Below are 25,065 nucleotides of genomic sequence, written 5' to 3' on the forward strand. Positions count from 1 at the left end.
GGAGAATAAAAACTGCCCCCATGCATGACAAAGCTCTGTAACCCAGAAGGAACTCTCTGATGTTCCCTGAGTGAGAGTTTGCCCGGAAGAAAAGGAATCTGGAATCATAACCGCCCGACATCAAGGCCGGCGATGGTGCCACCAAGCCTGGGAGGATCTATCTGATGAAAAACAACTATACCGCACAACCCCTGTTTCCCCATTTGCCGGAACGCTTGGCAGGATTAGAGGAACTGGCGGAAAATCTCTGGTGGAGCTGGAATCCGGGCGCCCGCATGCTCTTTAAAGCCCTCGACCGGCAGGCCTGGAAGGAAAGCGGCCACAACCCGGACAAGATGCTCAGGGAATTGCCCCGGGAACTTCTGGAAAAAGCCGGGGCCGATGCCGATTATATCCGCCAGTTCGATGAGGTAATGGCTGTCTTCCATCGCACCATGCAAAAAAAAACGTGCAATCTGCTGGCGCCTTTTTCATCGGACCACAAGCTTGCCGTGGCCTACTTTTCCGCCGAATACGGCCTGCATCGCTCCCTGCCCTTCTATGCCGGCGGGTTGGGCTTTCTGGCGGGCGATTACCTGAAAGAATGCAGCGATTTATCTGTGCCGCTGGTGGCGGTGGGATTCATGTACCCGGACGGCTATCTACGGCAGCAGGTCCGGGATGACGGCTGGCAGGCGGATCTGGTGGAGCCCCTTGAGCGCGAGGCTGCCCCGATTTCCAGGGTGATGGATAAGGAGGGACGGCAACTTGTCGTAACGGTCCCGCTGACCGATCCGCCCATCCATGTCGCGGTGTGGAAGGTCGCCGTGGGGCGTGTTTCCCTATATCTGATGGACACCGATGTTGAAAGCAACAGTCCCTGGAACCGAGCCATCACCGCCAGGCTTTACGCCGGCGATCTCGAGCAGCGCCTGCGCCAGGAAATCGTCCTGGGAATCGGCGGCCCGACGGTGCTCAAAACCTTGGGTATCGACCATTACCTCCTGCACCTGAACGAAGGCCATGCGGCATTCGCGCTTCTGGAACGTATCCGGGGACATCTGCAGAGCGGAAATGACTTTGCCGCTGCCCGCCGGAAAGTCATCGATTCCACCATCTTTACCACCCACACGCCGGTGCCGGCCGGTCACGATGTATTTCCCTTCCAAATGATCGGAACGTATTTTGATTCCTACTGGCCCGCCCTGGGCCTTGATCGCGATGCGTTTATCAATATGGGGATCCACCCGGAGCAACCGGCTGCCGGATTCAATATGACGGCTTTCGCGCTGCGCCTGTCCGGCTGTCGGAACGCGGTGAGCAAACGGCACGCCGAGGTCTCGCGAAAGATGTGGCGAAGCCTCTGGCCCAACCTGCCGGAGAACCAGGTTCCCATCGATTACGTTACCAACGGCGTCCATGTCCCCACCTGGATCGAACCGAGGATCAAGCGTCTGCTGGACACGTACCTCGGTACCGATTGGCTTGATAAGCATGACGACCCGGTCATCTGGCAGCGTATCGACACCATCCCCGACATCGAGCTGTGGAAAACGCATTACTGGCTCAAAGTGAAATTGATCGATGCCGTCCGGGAACGCGCCCGCCTGCGTTGGGCCGATGGCGGAGGCAGCTCATCGGTAATGCTTGCCGGAGGCGCCTTCCTCGATCCCTCGGTCCTGACGATAGGCTTTGCAAGGCGGTTCGCCACTTACAAAAGAGCCCTCCTGATCTTTCAAGATCTGGAGCGCCTGAAAAAACACTTCAAGGACCGCTGGCGTCCCATCCAGATCATCTTCGCCGGTAAGGCCCATCCAGCCGACGACCCCGGCAAGGTCGTTCTGCAAAACCTCATCAACCTGTCGCGCGATCCCCGGATCGGGGGAAGAGTCGCTTTTGTGGAGGATTATGGGGAGCAGTTGGCGCAGTATCTGGTGCATGGGGTGGACATATGGCTGAACACGCCGCTGCCTCCATTTGAAGCCTGTGGGACAAGCGGCATGAAGGCGGCCCTGAACGGCGTTCCTCACCTAAGCCTGCTGGACGGCTGGTGGGAGGAAGGGTTTAACGGTAAAAATGGCTGGGCCGTGGAGCACGATGCAAATGCCGAGAATCCGGATGGCAACGATGCCGAAAAGATCTACCGCCTTCTGGAAAAGCAGATCATCCCGCTTTATTACCAGGTGTCGGATAACGGCATTCCCATAAAATGGGTCCGGCTGATGAAGGAAACCGTTAAGCGTGCGGCTTGCGGTTTCTCCGCACGTCGGATGGTCAAGCAATATATTGAAAAGTTCTATTCCAGCAGCATTAAACATGCGCTGGAAGATTAGCGTGCAGGTAATAAACTGTTCAAACTATCAATCAATGGAGGATTATCATGAATGAAAGTCAAAAAACGATAGATCCGGTTTGCGGCAAAAGCGTCCATCCTGACGAATGTCGGTTTCGCAGCGATGATGAGAACGGGACATACTATTTTTGCTCCAAGGACTGTCAGAACAAATTCGATAAAGCGGACGCCAAAACCAAGAAAGGCTTTTGGGCTCGGTATACCGAACGACTCAAAGATATCCAATGCAGTCGGACATCCCAGGACTGCAAATAACCAGTGTCTGTCCAGAAATAGTCAAAAGGGAAACCAAGTGCTCTGGAAACGACAATGATGTATTGAAACCGGATAAGTCCTGTTGTTATGATCGAAAAGAGCGACACCGGGCTCAGCAAGCAACGGTAGAGCTCCTTTCATCATCGTTTCAGCGGCAAGGGTATCTTTTGAGCAACGGCGACAAGCCACTGCTACATCGTGGCTATGGGAAAGCGGTATGCCTGGAAAAAAAAAACAGCCTACCCCAAAAACGGTCAAAGCAAAAACAAAACCCACCTCCCACCGGGCCAAGGCGTCAGACCCAGGCATTCCATCGGACAATCGGTTCCCGGTGGTCGGGTTGGGCGCGTCCGCCGGAGGGCTCGAAGCGCTGAGATCCTTTTTTAAAGAAGTCGCGGCGGACAGCGGCATGGCGTTTGTCGTTGTCGTCCACATGGCTCCCAAACAGCCGAGCCTGATGCCCGAGCTCCTGCAGAAAACAACCCCGCTGCCGGTCCTTGTGGCCAAGGACGGACAGACCATTGAACCCGGTCACATCTACGTCATTGCACCGGACAAAGAGATCCGCGTATTCAAAGGTAAAATCCAGCTATTGGATTCCCTTGACAAGCGTACAGCGCTGCCCATCGATCAATTCCTGGAATCGCTGGCCCATGACCGTGGCGTCAATGCGGCCGCGGTGATTTTGTCGGGCACCGGCACGGATGGAACGCTCGGCGCCAAAGAGATCAAGGCCAGGGGCGGATGGGTCCTGGTTCAGTCTGAAAATTCGGCCGGTTACGGCGGCATGCCCCGGAGTGCGGCGAATAGCGGTGTGGCGGATGTCATTCTGGCCCCGGAAGAGATGCCGCAACGGCTCGGCAGCTATTTTACCCATCCTGATCGGGCGTTAAGCCAACAGCCCGCGGCCACCGGAGACCAACTGGAGTGGTTGAACAAAATCTTTGCCCTTTTACGAACCCAGATCGGGCATGATTTTTCCCTGTACAAGAAAAATACGCTGCTGCGCCGCATCAATCGCCGCATGGAACTGAACCAGATTGCTCAGCATGGGCAATACGTGCGTTATCTGCGCGAGAATCCCGCCGAACTGCAGGCGTTGTTCCGCGAGCTGTTGATCGGCGTGACCCATTTTTTTCGCGACGCCGCGTCTTTCCATGCCCTTAAAACCAACGTCCTTCCGGAACTGCTGGGCCACGTCAAAGCCGACGCGACATTCAGGGCCTGGATCCCAGGCTGCTCAACGGGCGAGGAGGTCTATTCCCTGGCGATGGTGATCCGCGAACTGATAGACACCAACCCCAATCATATCCACCTGCAACTGTTCGGTACGGACATTGATGGTCATGCCATCGACAAAGCCCGGCAAGGGCTCTTTCCGGCGAGCATTGCGGACAATATCGATGATGATCGTCTGAATCGGTTTTTCATCAAGGAAGGCGGGTCGTTCCGCATCCGTAAGGAAATCAGAGACTGTGTGGTCTTCTCGGTTCAGGATTTGATCAAGGATCCGCCTTTTTCACGACTGCATCTGCTGTGCTGCCGCAACCTGTTGATCTATCTGAACAGCGAGGCCCAAAAGAAACTGTTGCCGCTGTTCCATTATACCTTGGCCCCCAGCGGCATTCTCATGCTGGGCGCCTCCGAGTCCATCGGTGGATTTTCCAACCTGTTCGCGGTGCTGGACAAAAAATGGAAAATATACAAACGGCGTGAGGTGCCGCAGGCCCTGCGCCAGCAGGTTGACTTTCCCAGCGGCCCGTGTGCACCGGGCATGAATGCGGGGGACGCCATGGGTGACAGGCCGGCAAACCAGAAAGTCAATATCGCGCAAATGACGCAGCAGGCGATCCTTGACCAGTTCGCCCCCACCGCCATTCTCGTCGATGCCAACGGTAATATGTTGCATGTCCAGGGACGCACCGGCAAATACCTGGAGACCCCCAGCGGTCCCCCTACGCGAAATATCCTGGATATGACCCGCGAGGGGCTGCGGATCGAGCTTTCCTCCGCCATCCGGGAGGCCAGATCGTCCAACCAGCCGGTGCGTCGCCGAAAAATTGCCATAAAAGTAAACGGTGATGTTCAATGGGTCGACCTGCACGTTTCGCCCCAGCATGCCCCCGCAGCGCTTTCCGGGTGCCTGCTGGTGGTTTTCGAAGATGCCGAGGCCGCGATCACGCAAGGTTCACCGACGGACCATGAAGGGAACCTGCACCCGGAAGCCAACCGCATCGCAGCGCTGGAAAGAGAGCTGCAGAAGACCCGCGAAAGTCATCAGATCACTGTCGAGGAACTGGAGTCGTCCAACGAGGAACTTAAGTCCATCAACGAAGAGATGCAGTCTTCAAACGAAGAGTTCCAGTCCACCAATGAGGAACTGGAATCTTCCAGGGAAGAACTGCAATCCTTAAACGAAGAACTGCAGACGGTCAATGCCGAGCTGCAAAGTAAGGTGGAAGAGCTGTCGGCGGTCCACAACGACATGCGCAATTTGCTCAACAGCACGGAAATCGCCACCATTTTCGTGGACAACCACATGCGGATCAGAAGATTCACGCCCGAAGCGACCGCCATCATCAACCTGATCCAGGCCGACATCGGACGTCCGCTGCAGCATGTGGTTACCAATCTGTCCTACAAGGGGATGATCACTGATTTGGATGATGTACTGACGCATCTCGCCTCCAAAGAAGTCGAGGTGCGGACCAATGAAGGCGAATGGTACAAGATGCGCATTCTCCCCTATCGCACCACGGATAACCGCATCGACGGCGCGGTACTCACCTTTACCTCTATTGCTGAGCAGAAAATGGCCCAACACCTATTGAGCACCACCAACCTGGAAATGCAGCAGGCCGGGCTGTTGACACGCCAGATTTTCGACATGAATGCCGATCCACTGGTCGTGCTTGAACAGGAGGGTACGATTGTCCTGGCCAATTCGGCCTTTACGGATATCGTAAAAACAAGCCCTGAAAAAGCAGCTGGGATGGACATCTTTCAAATCAACAGCCGCCTTCCATGGTGGGCCGATCTGATCGCCAATCTCAACAAGGCCTTGGAAAAAAAAGAGAATTTCGAAATCATTACGGGAAAGCGATCCTCGTCAAAAACAGAAGGCGCATACCGGGTAATGGGACAGATCATTCGTCTTGATGACGATCGGCCCCACCGTATTCTGCTGCGGTTTGCAAAAAACGACTGAAAGGAAGTAGACCATGCCTCCACCAGGAAATAAATCCGATCAGTCAAAAACAATTGACCGGCTTCGTCGGCAAGCGGAAAAACTGATCAGGCAGAGATCGGAATCAGATCTCGAAGCGTCCACCGATATTATTGCGCTGATCCATGAGCTGAAAATTCACCAGGCGGAGCTGGAAATCCAGAACGAAGAACTCAAGCGGGCGCAACTGGAGCTGACCGATCTGTATCGACAATTTGAAGACCTGTATGAATTCGCCCCATGCAGCTATCTGAACCTCAACCCAAAGGGGCTGGTTTCCCGCATCAACCTGGCCGGGGCAATGCTGTTAAGCGACCTGCGTGAAAAAATCCTTAACACCGGTTTCAGCCAGTTCGTGGCGCCGGACTGGCGGGATGCCTATCTTGACGCACTCAAGAAAGCCGGCCGGACCGGTGAAACGCAACGCCTGGAATTGCAGCTAAGCAATGCCAACGCATCGATCATCTGGGTCTGGGCGGAGATTCAGGCACATCGGGATGACACCGGTGTGGTGATCCAGTGGCGGATGACGCTGGTGGATATCTCCGACAAAAAGAAAATTGAAAAGACCCTGGCCAATGCCGGCCGGGATCTGGAAATCCAAATCGAACGCCGCACGGCGGAGCTGTCGCGAGCCAATCGGCAGCTGCAACGCGAGATTGGCTCCCGCGAACTGGCCCAAAAGGCGCTGGAGGCCCACATGATTGGATTGAAAGAGGCCAACATCGCTCTAAAAGTGCTGCTCAAGGAACGCGAAGACGAACGTCACGCGCTTGAAGAAAAGGTGGTCTGCAACATCAACGAGCTGACCCGGCCGCACCTTGAGAAACTGGCTGCCGGACACCTGAGTCAGCCGCAAAGCGCCCTGCTCGACACCATCAAACGCAGCATAGACGACATTGCATCACCGCTCAGCAGACGGTTCATTATCGAAAGCTGTCATCTGACCCCCTCGGAAACCCGGGTGGCCAACTTTATCCGCCAAGGGAAAACCACCAAGGAGATCGCCGATTCGATGCGTGTGGCAACCAGCACAATCGATTTTCACCGACTCAATATCCGCCGCAAGCTTGGGCTGACCAATCAGCGGATCAATCTTCAATCGCATCTAAAGTCACTGCTATAGTAAGTAGATTTTCCCCGTATTCTCCCCCTGTTTTTCTCATCTTGCTACATCACAGCGATTTGGTTATGGGTAAGGCTCGATAAATTCTACTGCATGCCTTCAAGATCCGGCGTTGTCGTGTCCGGAAAATCGATTAAAGAGAGAGGAACAATAAAATGATCCGCTCACCCCTTACCAATATAAATAAGCCATTATCTTCGGGCTCGGGAGCCAGGAAGACGTATCCGCTGAAGCCAAAAAAAAAGAGTGTGAATCGTCTTCGCAGTCTGGTGGTCGATAACGATAAGACGATTCTCAAATACGTGGTCCAAGTACTCATCCGGTTCGGTCACCAGGCCGAGACGGCTAATAAAAAAAATGAAGTAGTGAACAAGTTAAACACCGGCATCTACGATCTGATGATCACGGATCTGGAAATGCCGGAAATGAATGGTTACCATCTGAGCCGAAGCATTAAGAGAATCTATGACATCAAGGTTATTATCATGACAGGCCGTTATCAGAGTGATTGTCTGGAGATGATGGCCGCACAGTGGGTGGACGGATGGCTTTTCAAACCATTCGGTTTGGATGATATGCGCGCCAGGCTTCAGGGATTGGGGCTGCTTAAGGATTAACACCACGCATCCCTGTAGGCATCAAACGCCTGCAGAATGATTTGAATATATGGCCTGTTTTTGATGGTGATGAAGGACGGCCCTGGAAAGTGGTTTTTACCAATTATGGTTAAATATCAGAAAATTGGGTATCGTTACAATAAGCACATGGCATATAGAATCGCTGCTATAGTAAGTGGATTTCCCCCGCATTCCGCCCTTGTTTATCCCGTCTTGTGATATTGTAACGGCCGACTTAAGATCTACACTATAAAAGCCAGCCAACATTGTTACGCTATGCACACACCTTAACGCTGACCGTCCGGTTACCCGGAGATTGAAGCAATCGACCGACTCGTCTGGATTTCGTGCGGCATGACTACAAAACGTGAAAGAACGCCTATGATATCTTCACCTTGCAGAAACTGCGACAAATGCCATATGCCCAAGGATGTATGCATGAAAGACTGTAAAAAAATCGCGGCGGTTCAAAAATCTCAAAATATGATGCGCACACCGCCATATGCGTGCGACGACGGTTCCGATACATTCGACTGCCTGTATAAATTGTCATTTATCGGGGTGTCAGTCGAGGTCGGTTAAGGGACATGGAAAATATAACTATACCCATCTTGCTTGTCTTGGAATCCGTTTTCCGTGTTGCATCAATGGGCACAGACAATAGGTATGCACCCATTGTTGCGCCTTGAAAACGAATCCCAATCCGGCGCCATATAGGTATATTTATATTTACCACGTCCCTAAATGGAGTTCTGGGCTTATTGTTCCTGGAAATGATCTCTTGGCCGGATGCTGCTTTTTTACTCCCATTGTATAAGAACGATATGTCTCAGTTGAGATGTTACCAGAAATCGTTCAGCCACTGCCAATGGAACGGGTTTCAAGGAGAGGAACAAAACAATGAAATTCGACACGTCCATTGTTGAAAACAAAACACAGTCTTCGAAGGCGGGTGACAGGAAGGCGCATTCGCCGAAGCGGATCAAACGAGGCCAACGTCGTTTCAGCAGCCTGGTTGTTGATGATGACAACGCAATTCTCAAATACGTGGCCCAGATGCTCACCCGACTCGGCTGCCAGGTCGATACCGCCCAGGAAAAACCTGAGGTCATGACCAAGGTGACTACGGACACCTACGATTTGCTGGTCACGGATCTGTTGATGCCGGAATTGAATGGCTACCATCTGACCCAAAGCATCAAAAAAGAGATGCATGACACCAAAGTGATTATCATGACCGGCTGTCATGAGCACGATTGTCTGGACATGATGGCCTCGGGGTGGGTGGACGGATGGCTTTTCAAGCCATTTGGACTAAAAGACCTACGCGCCATGCTCCAGCGGTTGGGATTGCTCAAGGATTAACGGCTTCGTAAAACGTTTTTCCAGGCCATGCATGGCCCAATAAGAACGTAAAAGTACCTCGTTTTTGTCTAACGGAAAAAATTCGGGGATCGCTTTTTACGCGTTCATCAGGGACGAACGCCGCACATCCCTGTTCGCATCCAGCGCCTGCAAATTAATCGAACCGTCGAAATCAGACAGTTAACGGAGAGTGGAAAATGAATCCCATCGCGACACAGATAGATGAACTGGTCAACCAGATTGCACAGTCCCTTGTGGACCGCCCCCAGGAAGTTCGGGTCAATGCCATTCAAGGCGGCCAAACCATTGTGCTGGAACTGCGTGTTGCCAAGGATGACATCGGCAAGATTATCGGAAAGCAGGGCCGCACCGCCCAGGCCATGCGGACCATTATTGCCGCCGTTTCGGCAAAGTTCAAAAAACGCACGGTACTGGACATCGTTGAGTAGAGGGCGCCTGAATCGATCGATCACGGAAGGTATGGGCGATATGGAAGACCACGACCCAAAAAAGGATGTAGAGACAAGACGCGCCAGGTCGAAAGCCGACTTTATCAGACGCGTCGGCATGGGACCGGACCTTGCTAAGTTTTTGATTGATTTTACCGAAAGGCCCGAGATCCTCTTTTCGCTGTCCCTGGACAGGTATCGTGAATTTGAAAATCAGATGGACGCTATTATATCCTCGTTGGAGAAACAATAAACTATCCCTATGCATCTGTTGTGAGAACACCGGCCACTTCTCTTCCAGGATCCACTCGGTGCCATCTCCCACCCCGATTGGCCATATGTGACCATTGGTTGCATATCACCCTTTTCAGATAGCAATCATCGGCCGCCCAGGAATGTCGGCTTTCTTAAATACGATAAAATATCAGAAGGATGGATATCTTGGCAGGGAGTCTTAGGTACCTGGCACAAAGATTGATTATCAATCCATAAAAGCCCCATCTATTGCGGGGGAGCTTCATCGCAACCCATAATCAACTAATCAACAGGAGGTCCACCATGAAATCAAGCACCCAGGACAAGACGGAAGGCAAGTGGCACAAAATGAAGGGCAAGATCAAGGAGGTCGCCGGAAAAGCAGTCGGGAACCGCGACCTGGAAGCCGAAGGCAAAGCCGAAAATGTTGATGGGAAGGTTCAGGAAAAGATCGGCGAGATCAAGGACGTCGTCGGGAAGTAAACAGGGACGCCGGTCAAAGGAATTTGATGACGTTAAAAAAGGAGGCCACCATGCTTTGGACCCTATTTGTAATTCTACTGGTTTTGTGGGGGGTGGGATTGATGACCGGGACCACGTTTGGAGGTGTCATTCACGCCCTGCTGGTCATCGCCATCATTGTGGTACTGATCCAGGTGCTTCAAGGACGAAGACGGGTGTGACCCGTCTTGCCTTCTCTCGCCAGAAAAGGCGAGTTATTCACGCAAAATGAGATACTGCCATGAAAATGAAACGCTATGTTGTCGCCTGTTTGGTGCTGATGATGTTTAGCGCGGCCTTCCTGGCCTGCGCCTCGACCGCCAAACAGTCGAGCACCGGGGAATACGTTGACGACTCGGTCATCACGACCAAGGTCAAGTCACTGCTTGCCGCCGATGATTTTCTCAAGTCGTTCCAGATCGGCGTTGAAACTTACAAGGGTGTCGTTCAGCTGAGCGGTTTCGTTAATTCTCAAACAGCCGCTGATAAGGCTGTCGAGATCGCAAAAAGCGTCCAAGGGATCAATTCCGTCAAGAATGATCTGATCGTGAAATAGTCGACCAGCATCCTAAATCCAATCCACCTAAGAAAGCACCATTCGCTGGAGGAGATTGAAAATGAGTCTGTCACACAGGAATTTTTGCATCGCTATCGTATTATCCCTTTTTCTCGCATTAGCCGGTTGTGAACAAAATGGAACCGCTGAAAAGGCAGGGGAAAAGGTTGATCAAGCTGTTGAAAAAGCCGGTGAAAAAATTGAAAGTGCCAAGCAAGCGATCGGCGACAAGGCCGAACAAACCGGAGAATTCATGAACGATGCCGCTATCACAGCCAAGATTAAGGCGGACATCCTTAGTGACCCCCTGCTTAAATCTTCACAGATTAACGTGATCACGACCAACGGCGTGGTCTCGCTGAACGGCGTCGTCGATTCCCAGCAAAGCATCGACAGGGTGATGCAAATTGCCCAAAGTATCAAGGATGTCAAATCAATAGAAAACGATCTGACCGTCAAGGGGTCCTAAGCCTCGGTTTTCGAGAAGGGAAGGAAAACCATGAACTGGGATCAAATCAAAGGAAACTGGAAGCAGATCAAAGGTGTTGTCAGGCAGCGGTGGGGCCAACTCACCGACGACGATGTGGACGTCATTGCTGGAAAGCGTGATATCCTCTTGGGGAAAATACAAGAAAAGCATGGCGTCGCCCGCGAGGAGGCTGAAAAAGAACTCAAGGACTGGGAAGATTCATTGAAGTAGATTCGGGCTGACTCAACAACTTTAATTTTGCATGAACCTATCGGGTTTGAATGGCTTTGAGTCCATCGATCCGCTTTCGGGACTTCGTATCGGGTCGAATGTCGCGATCCGATACGATTTTCCCAGGAGTTCCTCCATCCTTTCTTATCTGCGCATGGTGCCTGCGAAGAACGCTAGTTGGGAAAACGCCAGAAGGAGCGATAAAGAATGAAAATGAGCAGCGAAAGGGTTCGAGGAACGCTGTTTCATTGGTGGGCATATTTACGCAGAAGCGGCCCGGCAAAAGTGGTCGCCGGCGAAGAGCCGCCATTGAGAACGGAACTGCTCAACATCGACCAGATGAAGTTGCACGGGAAGGTACTGGCGAACTCCCACAAGCTGGGTTCTAAATGCGCTTCAGGCCGGCTGCTGACGCGTCTGATGGAAAATGAAGGTGTCCTGATTGCCGCCCGCAACCTATTGACGGAGGCCGTTAAGACCAAGCGCCGGATTGCGCCTGCCGGAGAATGGCTGCTCGACAATTTCTATTTGATCGAGGAACAGATTCGAATGGCAAGGCAACACCTGCCCAAGGGCTACAGTTGGGAACTGCCGATTCTGCTGAATGCCCCCTTGGCCGGGCTTCCCCGCGTGTACGACATTGCCCAGGAGATTATCGCGCACGGCGATGGGCATACGGATCCGGAAAATCTCAGCAATTTCGTTACCGCCTACCAAACGGTAAGCATCCTGAAGCTTGGCGAATTGTGGGCCATCCCCATCATGCTGCGCTTCGCCCTGATCGAGAATATTCGGCGGGTTGTCGCCCGGATCGCCGCCGACCGGGCAGAACGAAACCGTGCCGACTATTGGGCAGATCTGTTGACGGAGACCATTGAAAAAGACCCCAATCGCCTGATTCTGTCAGTCGCCGACATGGCACGCTCGACCCCACCCATGGCGAGTGCGTTTGTTGCGGAGCTCACGCGCCGCCTTCAAGCCCAGGGCCACGCGCTGGCCCTGCCGCTAACCTGGATTGAGCAGCAGTTGTCCGCGGTCGGCCTGACGACCGAGCAGTTGGTACGCTCGGAGAACCAGCAACAGGCCGCCGATCAAGTCTCGATGAGCAACAGCATCGGCAGCCTCCGTTTCATGGGCGCGATGGACTGGCGCGAGTTTGTCGAGACGATGAGCGTTGTCGAGCGGACCCTGGGAGAGGATCCCGGCGACGTTTATGACAAGATGGATTTTGCCACCCGGGACCGCTACCGCCATGTCGTGGAAAAGATTGCGAAGAACAGCCCTCATTCCGAGAGCGAGATCGCGCGCCAGGCAATCCAGTTGGCGCAGGCGTGCGCTGTCAACAAAGGCGGCGACGACCGCGCGGCACATGTCGGGTACTACCTGATCGACGAGGGGCTGACGCAACTCGAACGAATAGTTAAGATGCGGGTATCGCCTGCCGAGGGCTTACGCAAGGTCAGCAGCCGGCATCCGTTTTTATTGTATGGCGGCACCATCCTGCTCCTGACGGTAATTTTCACCGTGTGCCTCGCGGCAAAGGCATATGCCGGCGGGTTGCAGGGGGGGGCACTCGTGCTGGTCGGGCTGCTTTTGCTTCTGTGCACCAGTCAGTTGGCGATCGCCTTGGTGAACTATCTGGCGACGGTAATGGCGACGCCTCGCCCCTTGCCGCGCATGGATTTCTCCCAGGGGATCCCGTCTGAATTGCGGACGCTGGTTGTGGTGCCGACGATGCTCGGAAACTCTCAAAACATCGAGGAACTGATCGAGTCGCTGGAAGTCCGCTTTCTGGCCAATCGGGATGACCACCTGCATTTCGGTCTCCTGACCGATTTCCACGATGCGGTCGAAGAAACCTTGCCGGAAGACGAACGGCTGCTACGGTTGGCGCGGCAGGGAATCGAAGCACTAAATGACAAATACCGGAATCCGGATGGAGACCGTTTTTTCCTGTTTCACCGCCCGCGCCGATGGAATCCGCAGGACCGGATTTGGATGGGGTATGAGCGCAAACGCGGAAAACTTGCGGATTTGAATTGGTTTCTGCGCGGCGGGGCGGATATCGAAGCGGATAATCGATTCACGTTCGTCGTCGGCGAAACCAGGGTGTTATCGAACGTAAAGTATGTCATTACCCTGGATACAGACACCCAACTGGTACGCGATTCGGCGTGGCAGTTTGTGGCAGCCATGGCGCACCCGCTTAACCGTGCACGCTACGACGAAAGCCGGCAACGTGTCGTTGCGGGGTACGGAATTCTTCAGCCGCGAGTAGCGGTGAGCCTCTCCGATGCGAATCGGTCCCGCTATATGCTCATGTGCGCCAGCGATCACGGTATCGATCCTTACACACGCACCGTTTCCGACGTTTACCAGGACCTTTTCGGTGAAGGCTCGTTCATCGGCAAGGGCATCTATGAGGTTGATGCCTTCGAACGGGCATTGGCTGGACGTCTGCCCGACAACCGGATTCTCAGCCACGATCTTCTGGAAGGCTGTTACGCCCGGGCCGGGCTAATCAGCGATGTGCAGCTCTATGAGGAATACCCATCGCAGTATAGAGCGGATGTGAGCCGTCGCCATCGTTGGATTCGCGGCGATTGGCAGATCGCCCGCTGGCTGTTGCCGGATATTCCCATCCCCAATGCGCGCCTGAGCAAAAATCCGCTGTCGCTGCTGTCGCGCTGGAAGATCTTCGACAACCTGCGGCGCAGCCTGATGGCCTCGGCGTTGACCCTCCTGCTGCTGTTGGGCTGGACGGTGCTGCCGGCCCATGGATTCTGGACCTTGGCGGTGATCGGCATCCTTGTGATTCCTGCGTTGATCGCCGCGGCTCTGAATGCATTTCGCAAGCCGGCCGATGTAACGCCGGGGCAGCACCTTGCGGGCGAGTTGGTCGCGGCTGGCCGGCATCTCGCTCAGGCAGTATTCACGCTCGTCTGCCTGCCCTACGAAGCGTTTTTCAGCCTGGATGCGATGGTGCGCGCCGGCTGGCGGATGCTGATTACCCACCGGCAAATGCTCCAATGGGATTCATCGGGCGACATGGATGGCCAGGGCCGCACGGACCTCACCACTTCTTGGCGAACGATGTGGTTCGCCCCCTCTTTTCGGCTGCCGCTCTGTCTTATTTGATCGTTTCAAGACCGGCCGCGCTTGGCATGGCAGGACCCATCCTGGGCCTCTGGTTTGCCTCTCCGGTCATCGCCTGGTGGATCAGTCAACCGTTGCCCCGGCGCCGAGAAAGACTGACAACGGATCAGACCCTCTTTTTGCACAAGCTTTCCCGAAAAACCTGGACGTATTTCGAAACCTTCGTCGGCCCGGAAGATCATTGGCTGCCGCCGGATAATTTTCAGGAGCATCCCACTCCCGTAATCGCGCATCGCACATCGCCGACCAACATGGGCCTCGCGCTGCTGGCTAATTTATCCGCGTACGACTTCGGCTACGTTTCGGCCGCACAACTGCTTGAGCGGACAACGAAGGCACTTGGCACCATGCAAACCCTGGAACGACACCGGGGCCATTTCTTCAACTGGTACGACACACAATCGCTGAAACCGCTTCCACCACGCTACATTTCGTCGGTGGACAGCGGGAACCTGGCCGGCTACCTGATGACAATGCAGCCGGGCCTGCTGGCGCTTGCCGATCACAAGATCCTGGGGCCGCGCGTGTTCGAAGGTTTAAGCGACACCCTCGGGAATATAATGGACGCCACGGCCGCCATGCCAAACGGTTACGCTCCTGCCCGGCTCGCTCAGCTTCAACAGGATCTGGCATCCGCGACCCGTTCCCAACCCACCACGCTATCTGCTTCGCGGCAGTGCCTCGATCAGCTGGCCACCTCCGCCGCACAACTGGCGGCCAGCCTCGAAGCGGACGATACCAACCCCGGGAGCCACTTGCGGTGGTGGTTCCGCAACTTCATCGGGCAATGCCGGGAGGCGCTCGCCGAACTGACATTGCTGACTCCGTGGACGGCGCTTTTATCGTCTCCAAACCGCCTCGGAAACGTTCCCGATCTCGAAGCGATCCCGACGCTTAGGGAACTGGCGGGCCTGGACGTCAACCTCCAGGCGACCATCGCGCGGCAACTGAACGTTTCCGCGACGCCGGAGGAGACCGATTGGCTGAATGAACTTCAAGGCCTCATCGCGGTAGCCGGCCAGAACGCTCGAACGAGACTCGCGGCGATCAATCGGCTCGCCCTGCAATGCGACGGGCTCGCCCGCATGGACTACGATTTTCTTTTCGACGAGAAGCGTCATCTGCTGGCAATCGGCTACAATGTCGGCGAACACCGGCGGGACGCGAGCTACTACGACCTGCTGGCCTCGGAAGCCCGGTTTGCCAGTTTTGTGGCGATTGCGCAGGGGCAATTGCCCCAGGAGAGCTGGTTCGCCCTGGGACGTCTGCTCACCATCGCCGGTGGGGAGCCGATCCTGCTGTCGTGGAGCGGCTCGATGTTCGAATACCTGATGCCGCTCATGGTGATGCCGACCTACGAACGCACCTTGTTGGACCAGACCTGCAAGGCGGCGGTGGATAGACAGATCGCGTATGGAAAAAAACGCGGTGTGCCGTGGGGCATTTCGGAATGTGGGTACAATGCTGTCGATGTGAGTCTCAACTATCAATACCGCGCCTTCGGCGTTCCCGGCCTGGGGCTCAAACGCGGGCTCGCCGAGGATCTGGTGATTGCGCCCTATGCCTCGGCCCTGGCGCTGATGGTGGCCCCCGGGGCGGCCTGCGCGAACCTTGAACGCCTTGCCGCCGAAGGCTTCGAAGCCCGGCATGGCTTCTACGAGGCGGTCGACTACACGCCGTCGCGCCTGCCGCGCGGACGATCGAACACCGTGATTCGCTCATTCATGACCCATCACCAGGGCATGAGCTTTCTCTCCTTGGCCCATCTGCTCCTGAACCGTCCGATGCAGAAGCGCTTCGCGTCGGTTCCCTCGTTCCGGGCGACCCTGCTGCTGCTCCAGGAGCGGATTCCCAAGGCGACAACGTTCTATGCCCACACCACGGAAATCTCGGAACACCATGCGGCTGCCAGCGTTCCGGAGGCGCCGATACGGGTTTTCACAAGCCCCGACACACCGAACCCGGCAGTGCAGTTGCTCTCCAACGGCCGATATCACGTGATGGTCACCAATGCCGGCGGCGGATACAGCCGATGGAAGGACCTGGCCGTCACCCGTTGGCGCGAAGACGGCACCCGCGACAACTGGGGCACCTTCTGCTACCTCCGCGACGTCGCCAGCAGGGAATTCTGGACGACGGCATGTCAGCCGACGCTCAACCGACGCGAACATTTTGAAGCGATCTTCTCGGAAGGGCGCGCCGAGTTTCGCTGCCGCGACCACGGCTATGACACCCACACCGAGATCGCGGTTTCGCTCGAGGATGACATCGAACTGCGCCGCATGCGCGTCACCAACCGTGCGCGGACGCGCCGGGCGATCGATGTGACCAGTTACGCGGAGGTCGTTTTGGCCCCTGCCGACGCGGACGCACTGCATCCAGCGTTCAGCAATCTCTTTGTGCAGACCGAGATCCTCCACCGGCAGCAAGCCATCCTGTGCACACGCCGGCCCCGCTCCCAGGCCGAGCAGGCGCCCTGGATGTCGCACCTGATGACCGTGCATGGGGCACAGATCGAAGACGTCTCTTATGAGACCGATCGCATGCAGTTCATCGGCCGCGGCAACACTGTCGCCAATCCACAGGCGATGGTCGGGGACGCCGGCTTTTTTACGGGAGCGCTATCGGGCAGCGAGGGTTCGGTGCTCGATCCGATCGTTGCCATCCGCCACCGCATAACGCTTGATCCCGAAGAATCGGCAACGATAAACATCATCTCCGGCATCAGCGAAACCCGTGATGCCGCCCTGCACCTGGTGGAGAAATACCAGGATCGACGTCTCGCGGATCGCGTCTTCGATCTGGCGTGGACGCATGGCCAGGTACTGCTGCGCCAGATCAATGCCTCGCAGGCCGATGCGCAACTCTATGGGCGCCTTGCCGGTTCGATCATCTACGCCAATGCGTCGCTGCGAGCCGACCCGAACGTTATTTTAAAAAATCACCGGGGGCAATCCGGCCTCTGGGGGTACACCATCTCCGGTGATCTGCCGATTGTGCTGCTGCGGATCGAGGATCCGGCCAATATCGACCTGGTGCGTCAACTTGTTCAGGCCCACGCCTACTGGCGCCTGAAGGGACTGGCCGTTGACCTGGTCATATGGAACGAAGAGCACGCCGGCTACCGGCAACTGTTTCACGACCAGGTCATCGGGCTCATCAGCGCATTCACCGAAGCCAGTCTGATCGATCGGCCGGGTGGCGTTTTCGTAAGATCCGTCGACCAGATCGCCGAGGAGGAGCGTATCCTGATCCAGACGGTCGCCCGCGCCATCATCTCTGACCGTCGAGGGTCGCTGGCGGACCAGATCAACGGTCGCAGTCTGTTGAAAATAAAAGTACCCCTCCTCACCCTGACCCGCACCCACCGTTCCGAACCCGTTGCGGTGGCTGCATTGCCCCGTCACGATTTGACCTTTTTCAACGGGCTGGGCGGATTCACCCCGGATGGGCGCGAGTATGTCATTACCAGCGCCCATAGGCAGGTGACGCCGGCACCGTGGGTGAACGTGCTGGCCAACCCGAACTTCGGCAGCGTTATCTCGGAGAGCGGTCAGGCCTACACCTGGAGCGAAAATGCCCACGAGTTCCGCCTGACACCCTGGGGCAACGACCCTGTCGGTGATTCGAGCGGAGAAGCGTTGTACCTGCGAGATGAAGAGCGCGGCCACTTCTGGTCCCCGACGCCGTTGCCCTGCCGCGGGGCAACGCCGTACGTCACCCGACACGGCTTTGGCTACAGTGTCTTCGAGCACGCCGAGCGCGGCATCCGTTCAGAACTGTGGGTGTATGTGGCCCTGGATGCGCCGATCAAATTCATGGTGCTCAAAGTGCATAATTCGTCCGGTCGATACCGTCGACTCTCTGCGACCGGATATGTGGAATGGGTTTTGGGCGACCTGCGTCCGAAAACGATCATGCACCTGATCACCGAAACGGATCCGAATAGCGGTGCCTTGTTTGCACGTAACCCCTATAACACAGAGTTTCGCGACCGGGTTGCCTTCTTCGACGTAGACGATCCGAAACGCACCGTAACCGGTGATCGGACGGAATTCATGGGGCGGAACGGGTCGCTGCAAAGTCCGGCGACGATGAGGCGGACGCACCTTTCCGGCAAGTTGGGGGCCGCACTGGACCCCTGCACCGCGATCCAGGTAGCCTTCGATCTATCTGACGGTCAAACGCGTGAAATCGTCTTCAGGCTTGGCGTCGGACGAAACGCCGACGATGCCAGTAAACTCGTCAATCGGTTTCGCGGATCAATCGCTGCGCGCGGTGCCCTTGAAACCGTATGGCGGCACTGGGCACACACGCTCGGCGCGGTGTATGTGGAAACACCCGATGCGAGCCTCAACATGCTGGCCAACGGTTGGCTGTTGTATCAGACCCTGGCATGCCGCCTTTGGGCGCGCAGCGCGACCTACCAGTCGGGGGGCGCCTTCGGTTTCCGTGATCAGTTGCAGGATGTAATGGCCCTCATCCATGCCGAGCCGCATCTCGTGAGAGAGCACCTGCTTCTATGCGCGGCCCATCAATTCGTGGAAGGAGACGTTCAGCACTGGTGGCATCCTCCGACGGGTCGGGGGGTGCGCACACACTGTTCGGACGACAGCCTCTGGCTGCCGCTGGCGACGTGCCGCTATGTCCTAGCCACCGGAGACACCGGCGTGTTGAATGAATCCGTCGCTTTCATCCAAGGCCGCCCGGTAAAAGCGGATGAGGACGCTTATTACGATCTGCCCGAGCGCGCCAAAGAGGCGGCAAGCCTTTATGAACACTGTGTTCGCGCCATACTGAACAAGCTCACATTCGGTGAACACGGGCTACCCCTCATCGGCTCCGGTGACTGGAACGACGGCATGAACCTGGTGGGCGAGCACGGTAAGGGAGAAAGCGTCTGGTTGGGTTTTTTTCTTTATGACGTACTTATGCAGTTCACGAAGGTTGCCCAGGCCCGGAGTGACCTGTCCATGGTCGAACGTTGCCAGAAGGAGGCGGCTGGACTGCGGGAGAGTCTCGAACAGAATGGATGGGATGGCGGGTGGTACCGTCGCGCCTACTTTGACGACGGCACTCCGCTTGGGTCGTCGAAAATTCCCGAATGCCAGATTGATTCGATTGCGCAAAGCTGGTCTGTCCTTTCGGGTGCGGGAGATCCTGATCGTTCACGAAGGGCCATGGAGGCGGTGGATACGCGTCTCGTCCGCCGCGAATACGGACTGGTCCAACTGCTGGATCCGCCTTTCGATCAGTCAAGGCTGAATCCCGGCTATATCAAGGGATACGTCCCCGGCGTGAGAGAAAACGGCGGACAGTACACGCATGCGGCCATTTGGGCGGCAATGGCGTTCGCCCGTTTGGGGGATAATCGACGCGCGTGGGAATTCTTTGCCATGATCAACCCCGTGAACCATGCCCGGTCGGCCGAGGAGGCGGCCACTTACAAGGTGGAGCCTTACGTGGTTGCCGCCGACGTTTATGCGGTTCCTCCACATACCGGCCGGGGCGGCTGGACCTGGTACACGGGATCGGCCGCCTGGATGTATCGGCTGATCGTGGAATCGCTGCTGGGGTTGAGGGTGGAAGTAGACAAACTGACGATAACCCCCTGCCTTCATGAGTATTGGGAGGCCTTTAAGGTGCATTACCGATATCGGGAAACGGTCTACCACATCTCGGTCAGGCAGACGGACGGAGTCAAAAGCGGGGCAAAGGTGACCGTTGACGGCGTCAAGCAACCCGACAAGTCGATTCGGCTTGTTGATGACCGGCGGGAGCACAACGTCGAGGTACGGATAACAGGGAGACCGGATCATGAAACTTAATGACATCCCCAATATCGCAAAAAGCGGCTGTGGCGGATACCCCGCCAATATTATCATGCTCACCTGCGATGCCTTCGGCGTATTGCCTCCGATAGCCCGCCTGACGGCTGAAAAAACCATGTTTCACTTCCTCTCCGGCTATACCGCCAAGGTGGCCGGAACAGATGCCGGTGTCTTTGAAAAGGACGCCTTCTTCGGGCTGGATATCCCCACAAGCTGCACCGGAGTGCCCGGCGATGTGCTCAACCCTCGCAACACCCGGGCTGACAAGAAGATGTATGATGAGGCGGTAACCCGTCTTGTGGGAATGTTCAAGGAAAATTTTGAGAAATACGCGCCTACTGTCACGGCGATGTGGCGAGTGTCATGTAAATGAAGGTACGGGGGGCTTTTCTTAAACCCAAAATAGGCGATTGTCGAGCTTGCCGTAGATTCAAGGCAGCTGTCGTGGCGCTATAGTGGGCTATGCGCCGCGACGGCTAACGCCGAAGATGCGGTGAGACCGGCAATCCCAAAGGGTTTCGCCTTTTGAGAGGGAAAACCACCGACAAGCTTCTGACATCATAGCCTTCATAGATTCTTCGAAAAAGGGGAAACGCCTACTTTGGGTTAAAGAAAGGAAGAATGATGAAAGATGATACGAGACATAAAATTGAAATCGCTGTTAACTCGGAGTATTCACAGGAATTCGCCGACTGGCTGAATAAAAAAGGCCATGTTGCTTCTGTCGGTAGAACGACTGAAAATTTCATTAATGGCGTCTTTACAGCCGACGATAACCTTGCGAATGAAATTATACGGCAATTGTGGGAAGAATTTCGTAGTGATGGCATTGATGTCAGTTTTCGTGGTTGACGCAAAAAGGTTTGAACGATCCAGTCCATAATAATTAAGATCATCCAACAAGGCGGATGCAGGCGACGACAAATCAGCGGTCGCTATCGTTCGCCAGCGGCAGAAAGGAGGTGATGAATATGCCAAATAAAGATGGAACTGGGCCCAAAGGTCAGGGACCGAAAGACGGTCATGGTAAAGGTAAGGGCAAGGGCAATAGTTCTGGTCAAGGTCCGATGACTGGAGGAAAGCAAGGAAGTAAGGAAGAAACCAAGAAGTAAGCCAGTTTTAAAAACGAGAATTGAGAGCTTACGAACAATCGTAAGATCGCAGACCAAAAAGGCCGGGGCTAACATTATTGTTGGTTTTCATGTTTTGTGTCCCGGCCTTTTTTGACTGGTTCTGCGGAGCGTTAGTGAATGGAACATACAGAATCGATTTACCGGCTGGCATGATGTCGACCTGGCAGAGGCAGGCATCGCCGAATCACGCAAGGCTGGACAAGCACTGCGTGACGCAGGGTTCCAATTCGATTCCGCGTATACGCCGCTGCTTAAACGGGCGATAAACACGCGCTGGGTGGTTCTTGACCAGCTCGACCAAATCCAAAGAGATGAAATCAGGCAAAAGGCTTCTCATCGTTGCACATGGCAACAGCCTTCGGGCACTCGTCAAATATTTGGGCCAAATCACGGACAAAGAAATTATTGAACTCAATATCCCTACGGGAATTCCTTTGGTTTACGAGCTTGATTCTGATCTCAAGCGTGTGCGTCATTACTATCTTGCGAATGAGAATATGCTCAAGGACGCGATGGCCGAAGTTGCAGATCAGGGAAAGGCAAAATAAAGTACCGGCCCCAGCACAAGGAATATACATAACCTCTATTTGGCCTCTGTTTGTCAAGGTAAGATTTTTTCTGCAGATCGAAAAAATGTAGGATATTTTCTCCCGTCTTTTATTCCGCACCGGCGTTCTGCCCAAAGGACAGGTCCGCCATTTGCCATGGTCGCAACCATCTCAAAAAGGTCAAATAAGGCCACCGGTTGCATATGACCCTTTAATATGACTATCAACGGCCGCGCCGTAATACTGATATTCTTTAAATACCTTAATATATCAGAAAGATGGATACCTTGACAGGGAGCATTGGATACCTGGCACAAATATTGATTACCAATCCATAAAAGCCACATTTTTTGCACGGGAACATCCCTGCAACCCTTTTTGAAAATGATAAAATTGGAAGCCAAAAGAAAATGAACATATCGAAAAAGGCGCCAACCATGGCTTCTGCGCTAAAACAATATAAGGGGATCAAGTATCGGCAACTACCTGATCATTGTTGCCACCATGAGCGGACTTGAGTTTGGCTTTATCAATGAGGCCTTCAAAGACGCGATTATCCTGCTGGCCGCCATCACCAGCCTGCTGGGCCCGTCTCTTTTCAAAGCGTTTTTCAAATCCGAAGCCGCGTCGAGAGACGCCGGCGACATCGAGAAAAGAAAATTATCCGCCGGTTGGATGCGGCAATGGAAATGAGCAAACAGAGCACGACAAATTTCGAGGATATCATCCAGGTCGTGGTTGGCGCGTGCGCGCTTTGCGTTCCCGTGGCGTTTTCCGAAGAGGCCTGGAATCTGGGCCGGACACTGCCGGCTGCCAATATTATCGTTCTGGTTGTGCTATCGCTGTTGTTCGTCAATTTGTATTCCCTGCACAACATTTTTCAAGGCAGAATCACGCATCGAATTTTCGCTTTTTTCGCGAGAACCTTCATCGATTACTGCATCACGCTGCTGGTCGTGGTCGTCGTGCTGTCCGCCCTGGACCATATGCCCATTTTCAGCGAGCCATGGGTGGCCGTCAGGCGCGTCGTGGTGCTCTCTTTCCCCGCCTCGATGGGAGCGGTGGTCGTGGATAGTTTCGACAAGGAATAGGCACATTAATGTCCGAACCCGTGTAACAGGAGAAAATGGAAGGAAAAATCGAATATCAAAAACAGATGGATGACTTGCGCGCCAATCGTGATGATGTCAGGGACAAGCTATCGGCTATGCAACAGGCTGGAGAGGGGGCATGGGAAGCCCTCAAAGAGGGTCTTGAGAATTCATGGGAGATTCTGAAGATGAGCTTCAACAAAGCAAAATCCGAGTTCGAGAAGGGGTACAAAAAAGGCACAAAAGAGTAAAAAAAGGAAAGTCCAATGGATTGGAAGACATTAACGAGCTTGGGGCGTTTCAAAGACATCATCATGGTCCTGCTCAGATACGGATTTGACGATCTGGTCGACCGTCTCAACATTCCGGGGACCAAGTTCATGCGGAAGAAAAGTCCCATCGACCATCCGCTGGACACCTTTGAAAGAATTCGATACGCCTGCGAAGAGCTGGGACCGACCGTTGTCAAGTTCGGACAGATGGCGAGTCTGCGACCGGACTTGGTGCCGCCGGGGTTGATCGCAGAACTGAGCAAACTGCAAGATGACGTGGCGCCCGTGGATATGTCGCAGATCAGCGCGGCGATCGAGCAGAGCACCGGTAAGCCGCTAAAGGAGACGTTCAGCGTTTTTGATGTGACGCCGGTGGCGGCGGCTTCGATCTCCCAAGTCCATCGCGGTGTTTTGGCAGCGGATGGGCGTATCGTATCGGTCAAAGTCCAACGCCCGGATATTCGGGCCAAGATGCGCACCGATCTGGACATCCTGGCCATCATGGCGGACCAGCTTCACGAACGTGTCGAAGAACTCAACAGCTTCGACCTTCCCAATCTCGTTCGCTTGATCAAAAAAACCCTGCTGCGCGAGCTCGATTTTAGAAAAGAAGCACGCCACATGAAAATCGCGCGCACCCATGCGGGCGAAGGGGCCGATGTCTATATTCCGGAGGCTTATGAAACCTATTGCTCGGAGCACCTACTGGTTATGGAATTCATCCAGGGCGCAAAACTGAAAGATTTCAAGCGCGAATCCATCGCCGATCCTGAATTGCTGGCAAGGCAGGGCCTCGTTGCCGCCATCGATCAAATCCTCAAACACGGCTTTTTTCATGCCGACCCGCATCCGGGCAATATCCTGATCATGCCGGAGGGTCGCATGTGTTTGATTGATTGGGGAATGACGGGCCGGTTGTCGGAACGCGACCGCCACCAGCTCATCGGTTTGTTGCAGGCGGTCTTGGACAAAGACGGTGAAGCCATAGTCCACACGCTTTTGCGTATCGGCCACGCCGAAGCGGTCATCGACCAAAGGGCCCTGGAGCGGGACCTGCTGGATATCCTGGACCTCCATTACGCGGTTCCCATCCAGGACATGAACATCGGTCAGCTGCTCATGGCGATCACGGATCTTTTGCGGACCTATTGCCTTCGACTGCCCCCGGACATGGTGATTATGATCAAGGCGCTGGTGGCCGCCGAAGGCACGGCCCGGTGCATTTGCCCCGAGCTGGATGTGGTTGCCGAGGCCAAGACGCAAATCACCCAATTGGCGGCCCAGCGGTACACCACCGAATCGGTGTTACGCCGGCTGCGATTTACCTTTACCCAACTGTTCAGTTTGCAACAGGAGATTCCGAGTCGCCTGGAGAGCCTGCTGGGTAAGGCCGACCGCAATGAACTGACGCTGGGATTCCGGCACGAAAACCTTACCGGACTTATCCATACCCTCGAAAATGTGGCCAGCCGCGTGACCTTCGGCATCATCATCGCGGCCATGATTGTCGGCTCCTCGATGATCATCACCACCGGCGTCAACCCCCTGCTGTTCGGTTTTCCGGCCCTGGGCGTCATCGGGTATCTGTTTTCCGGAGTGCTCGGCATGTGGCTGCTGATCAACATCATTCGCAAAAGAAAGTATTGATGCGC

The 25,065-nt window shown here is 54.9% G+C and carries 22 protein-coding genes and 1 pseudogene; all 23 read left to right on the forward strand.

Features of this window, described 5'->3' with window-relative positions; translation table 11 throughout:
• Positions 1–164 precede the first annotated feature (164 nt).
• The 23 genes and pseudogenes from glgP (at position 165) to Dvar_RS29025 (ending at position 25,060) form a co-directional block, all read left to right on the forward strand.
• Positions 165–2,312: an alpha-glucan family phosphorylase gene (glgP, locus tag Dvar_RS28915; RefSeq protein ID WP_419656611.1), complete on the forward strand. Its 2,148-nt coding sequence runs from the start codon at positions 165–167 to the stop codon at positions 2,310–2,312.
• Positions 2,313–2,359: 47 nt separating this feature from the next.
• On the forward strand, positions 2,360–2,587 hold the full coding sequence (locus Dvar_RS28920; protein ID WP_419656612.1) for a YHS domain-containing protein: 228 nt from the start codon (positions 2,360–2,362) through the stop codon (positions 2,585–2,587).
• Positions 2,588–2,804: 217 nt separating this feature from the next.
• The gene (locus tag Dvar_RS28925; RefSeq protein ID WP_419656613.1) at positions 2,805–5,795 is read left to right on the forward strand and encodes a chemotaxis protein CheB; all 2,991 of its coding nucleotides are present in this window, start codon (positions 2,805–2,807) and stop codon (positions 5,793–5,795) included.
• Between the two features lie 13 nt (positions 5,796–5,808).
• Positions 5,809–6,939 (forward strand): LuxR C-terminal-related transcriptional regulator, encoded by a 1,131-nt coding sequence (locus tag Dvar_RS28930; RefSeq protein WP_419656614.1) that lies wholly within the window; start codon positions 5,809–5,811, stop codon positions 6,937–6,939.
• Between the two features lie 155 nt (positions 6,940–7,094).
• Complete coding sequence (locus tag Dvar_RS28935; RefSeq protein ID WP_419656615.1) at positions 7,095–7,556, forward strand: response regulator; 462 nt, start codon at positions 7,095–7,097, stop codon at positions 7,554–7,556.
• A gap of 438 nt (positions 7,557–7,994) precedes the next feature.
• A complete protein-coding gene (locus Dvar_RS28940; protein WP_419656616.1) occupies positions 7,995–8,138 on the forward strand; it encodes a hypothetical protein in 144 nt (47 codons plus the stop codon).
• 318 nt (positions 8,139–8,456) lie between these two features.
• Positions 8,457–8,921, forward strand: a complete 465-nt coding sequence (locus tag Dvar_RS28945; protein ID WP_419656617.1) for a response regulator — start codon at positions 8,457–8,459, stop codon at positions 8,919–8,921.
• A gap of 218 nt (positions 8,922–9,139) precedes the next feature.
• Positions 9,140–9,370, forward strand: coding sequence for a KH domain-containing protein (locus tag Dvar_RS28950; protein ID WP_419664174.1), 231 nt, complete (start codon positions 9,140–9,142; stop codon positions 9,368–9,370).
• Between the two features lie 558 nt (positions 9,371–9,928).
• A complete protein-coding gene (locus Dvar_RS28955; protein ID WP_419656618.1) occupies positions 9,929–10,108 on the forward strand; it encodes a CsbD family protein in 180 nt (59 codons plus the stop codon).
• 50 nt (positions 10,109–10,158) lie between these two features.
• A complete protein-coding gene (locus Dvar_RS28960) occupies positions 10,159–10,308 on the forward strand; it encodes a lmo0937 family membrane protein (protein WP_419656619.1) in 150 nt (49 codons plus the stop codon).
• Between the two features lie 59 nt (positions 10,309–10,367).
• Positions 10,368–10,682: a BON domain-containing protein gene (locus Dvar_RS28965; protein WP_419656620.1), complete on the forward strand. Its 315-nt coding sequence runs from the start codon at positions 10,368–10,370 to the stop codon at positions 10,680–10,682.
• A gap of 61 nt (positions 10,683–10,743) precedes the next feature.
• Positions 10,744–11,151: a BON domain-containing protein gene (locus tag Dvar_RS28970; protein WP_419656621.1), complete on the forward strand. Its 408-nt coding sequence runs from the start codon at positions 10,744–10,746 to the stop codon at positions 11,149–11,151.
• Between the two features lie 30 nt (positions 11,152–11,181).
• Positions 11,182–11,382: a CsbD family protein gene (locus Dvar_RS28975; protein WP_419656622.1), complete on the forward strand. Its 201-nt coding sequence runs from the start codon at positions 11,182–11,184 to the stop codon at positions 11,380–11,382.
• A 207-nt stretch (positions 11,383–11,589) separates the two neighbouring features.
• Positions 11,590–14,520, forward strand: a complete 2,931-nt coding sequence (locus tag Dvar_RS28980; RefSeq protein ID WP_419656623.1) for a hypothetical protein — start codon at positions 11,590–11,592, stop codon at positions 14,518–14,520.
• Positions 14,521–14,546: 26 nt separating this feature from the next.
• Positions 14,547–20,366 (forward strand): GH36-type glycosyl hydrolase domain-containing protein, encoded by a 5,820-nt coding sequence (locus Dvar_RS28985; protein WP_419656624.1) that lies wholly within the window; start codon positions 14,547–14,549, stop codon positions 20,364–20,366.
• Positions 20,356–20,742, forward strand: coding sequence for a phosphoenolpyruvate carboxykinase (ATP) (locus Dvar_RS28990; RefSeq protein ID WP_419656625.1), 387 nt, complete (start codon positions 20,356–20,358; stop codon positions 20,740–20,742). The genes Dvar_RS28985 and Dvar_RS28990 overlap by 11 nt, the downstream gene beginning before the upstream one ends.
• A gap of 248 nt (positions 20,743–20,990) precedes the next feature.
• Complete coding sequence (locus tag Dvar_RS28995; RefSeq protein WP_419656626.1) at positions 20,991–21,221, forward strand: hypothetical protein; 231 nt, start codon at positions 20,991–20,993, stop codon at positions 21,219–21,221.
• A gap of 119 nt (positions 21,222–21,340) precedes the next feature.
• Positions 21,341–21,481, forward strand: coding sequence for a hypothetical protein (locus Dvar_RS29000; protein ID WP_419656627.1), 141 nt, complete (start codon positions 21,341–21,343; stop codon positions 21,479–21,481).
• A 115-nt stretch (positions 21,482–21,596) separates the two neighbouring features.
• Positions 21,597–22,050, forward strand: a pseudogene (locus Dvar_RS29005) (2,3-bisphosphoglycerate-dependent phosphoglycerate mutase).
• 504 nt (positions 22,051–22,554) lie between these two features.
• Positions 22,555–22,743 (forward strand): hypothetical protein, encoded by a 189-nt coding sequence (locus Dvar_RS29010; RefSeq protein WP_419656628.1) that lies wholly within the window; start codon positions 22,555–22,557, stop codon positions 22,741–22,743.
• Complete coding sequence (locus tag Dvar_RS29015; RefSeq protein ID WP_419656629.1) at positions 22,734–23,141, forward strand: DUF2391 family protein; 408 nt, start codon at positions 22,734–22,736, stop codon at positions 23,139–23,141. The genes Dvar_RS29010 and Dvar_RS29015 overlap by 10 nt, the downstream gene beginning before the upstream one ends.
• Before the next feature lie 35 nt (positions 23,142–23,176).
• A complete protein-coding gene (locus tag Dvar_RS29020; protein WP_419656630.1) occupies positions 23,177–23,392 on the forward strand; it encodes a hypothetical protein in 216 nt (71 codons plus the stop codon).
• A 15-nt stretch (positions 23,393–23,407) separates the two neighbouring features.
• On the forward strand, positions 23,408–25,060 hold the full coding sequence (locus Dvar_RS29025) for an ABC1 kinase family protein (RefSeq protein ID WP_419656631.1): 1,653 nt from the start codon (positions 23,408–23,410) through the stop codon (positions 25,058–25,060).
• The last annotated feature ends 5 nt before the right edge of the window (positions 25,061–25,065 follow it).

Source organism: Desulfosarcina variabilis str. Montpellier, from assembly GCF_048565275.1.
In the GTDB taxonomy this organism is placed as follows: domain Bacteria; phylum Desulfobacterota; class Desulfobacteria; order Desulfobacterales; family Desulfosarcinaceae; genus Desulfosarcina; species Desulfosarcina variabilis.

Bases quoted from the DNA above. Each gene is read 5' to 3' on its own strand.
- glgP (WP_419656611.1), top strand. From the start codon at position 165: ATGAAAAACAACTATACCGCACAACCCCTGTTTCCCCATTTGCCGGAA.
- Dvar_RS28920 (WP_419656612.1), top strand. From the start codon at position 2,360: ATGAATGAAAGTCAAAAAACGATAGATCCGGTTTGCGGCAAAAGCGTC.
- Dvar_RS28925 (WP_419656613.1), top strand. From the start codon at position 2,805: ATGCCTGGAAAAAAAAAACAGCCTACCCCAAAAACGGTCAAAGCAAAA.
- Dvar_RS28930 (WP_419656614.1), top strand. From the start codon at position 5,809: ATGCCTCCACCAGGAAATAAATCCGATCAGTCAAAAACAATTGACCGG.
- Dvar_RS28935 (WP_419656615.1), top strand. From the start codon at position 7,095: ATGATCCGCTCACCCCTTACCAATATAAATAAGCCATTATCTTCGGGC.
- Dvar_RS28940 (WP_419656616.1), top strand. From the start codon at position 7,995: ATGAAAGACTGTAAAAAAATCGCGGCGGTTCAAAAATCTCAAAATATG.
- Dvar_RS28945 (WP_419656617.1), top strand. From the start codon at position 8,457: ATGAAATTCGACACGTCCATTGTTGAAAACAAAACACAGTCTTCGAAG.
- Dvar_RS28955 (WP_419656618.1), top strand. From the start codon at position 9,929: ATGAAATCAAGCACCCAGGACAAGACGGAAGGCAAGTGGCACAAAATG.
- Dvar_RS28960 (WP_419656619.1), top strand. From the start codon at position 10,159: ATGCTTTGGACCCTATTTGTAATTCTACTGGTTTTGTGGGGGGTGGGA.
- Dvar_RS28965 (WP_419656620.1), top strand. From the start codon at position 10,368: ATGAAAATGAAACGCTATGTTGTCGCCTGTTTGGTGCTGATGATGTTT.
- Dvar_RS28970 (WP_419656621.1), top strand. From the start codon at position 10,744: ATGAGTCTGTCACACAGGAATTTTTGCATCGCTATCGTATTATCCCTT.
- Dvar_RS28975 (WP_419656622.1), top strand. From the start codon at position 11,182: ATGAACTGGGATCAAATCAAAGGAAACTGGAAGCAGATCAAAGGTGTT.
- Dvar_RS28980 (WP_419656623.1), top strand. From the start codon at position 11,590: ATGAAAATGAGCAGCGAAAGGGTTCGAGGAACGCTGTTTCATTGGTGG.
- Dvar_RS28985 (WP_419656624.1), top strand. From the start codon at position 14,547: ATGGCAGGACCCATCCTGGGCCTCTGGTTTGCCTCTCCGGTCATCGCC.
- Dvar_RS28990 (WP_419656625.1), top strand. From the start codon at position 20,356: ATGAAACTTAATGACATCCCCAATATCGCAAAAAGCGGCTGTGGCGGA.
- Dvar_RS28995 (WP_419656626.1), top strand. From the start codon at position 20,991: ATGATGAAAGATGATACGAGACATAAAATTGAAATCGCTGTTAACTCG.
- Dvar_RS29000 (WP_419656627.1), top strand. From the start codon at position 21,341: ATGCCAAATAAAGATGGAACTGGGCCCAAAGGTCAGGGACCGAAAGAC.
- Dvar_RS29010 (WP_419656628.1), top strand. From the start codon at position 22,555: ATGAGCGGACTTGAGTTTGGCTTTATCAATGAGGCCTTCAAAGACGCG.
- Dvar_RS29015 (WP_419656629.1), top strand. From the start codon at position 22,734: ATGGAAATGAGCAAACAGAGCACGACAAATTTCGAGGATATCATCCAG.
- Dvar_RS29020 (WP_419656630.1), top strand. From the start codon at position 23,177: ATGGAAGGAAAAATCGAATATCAAAAACAGATGGATGACTTGCGCGCC.
- Dvar_RS29025 (WP_419656631.1), top strand. From the start codon at position 23,408: ATGGATTGGAAGACATTAACGAGCTTGGGGCGTTTCAAAGACATCATC.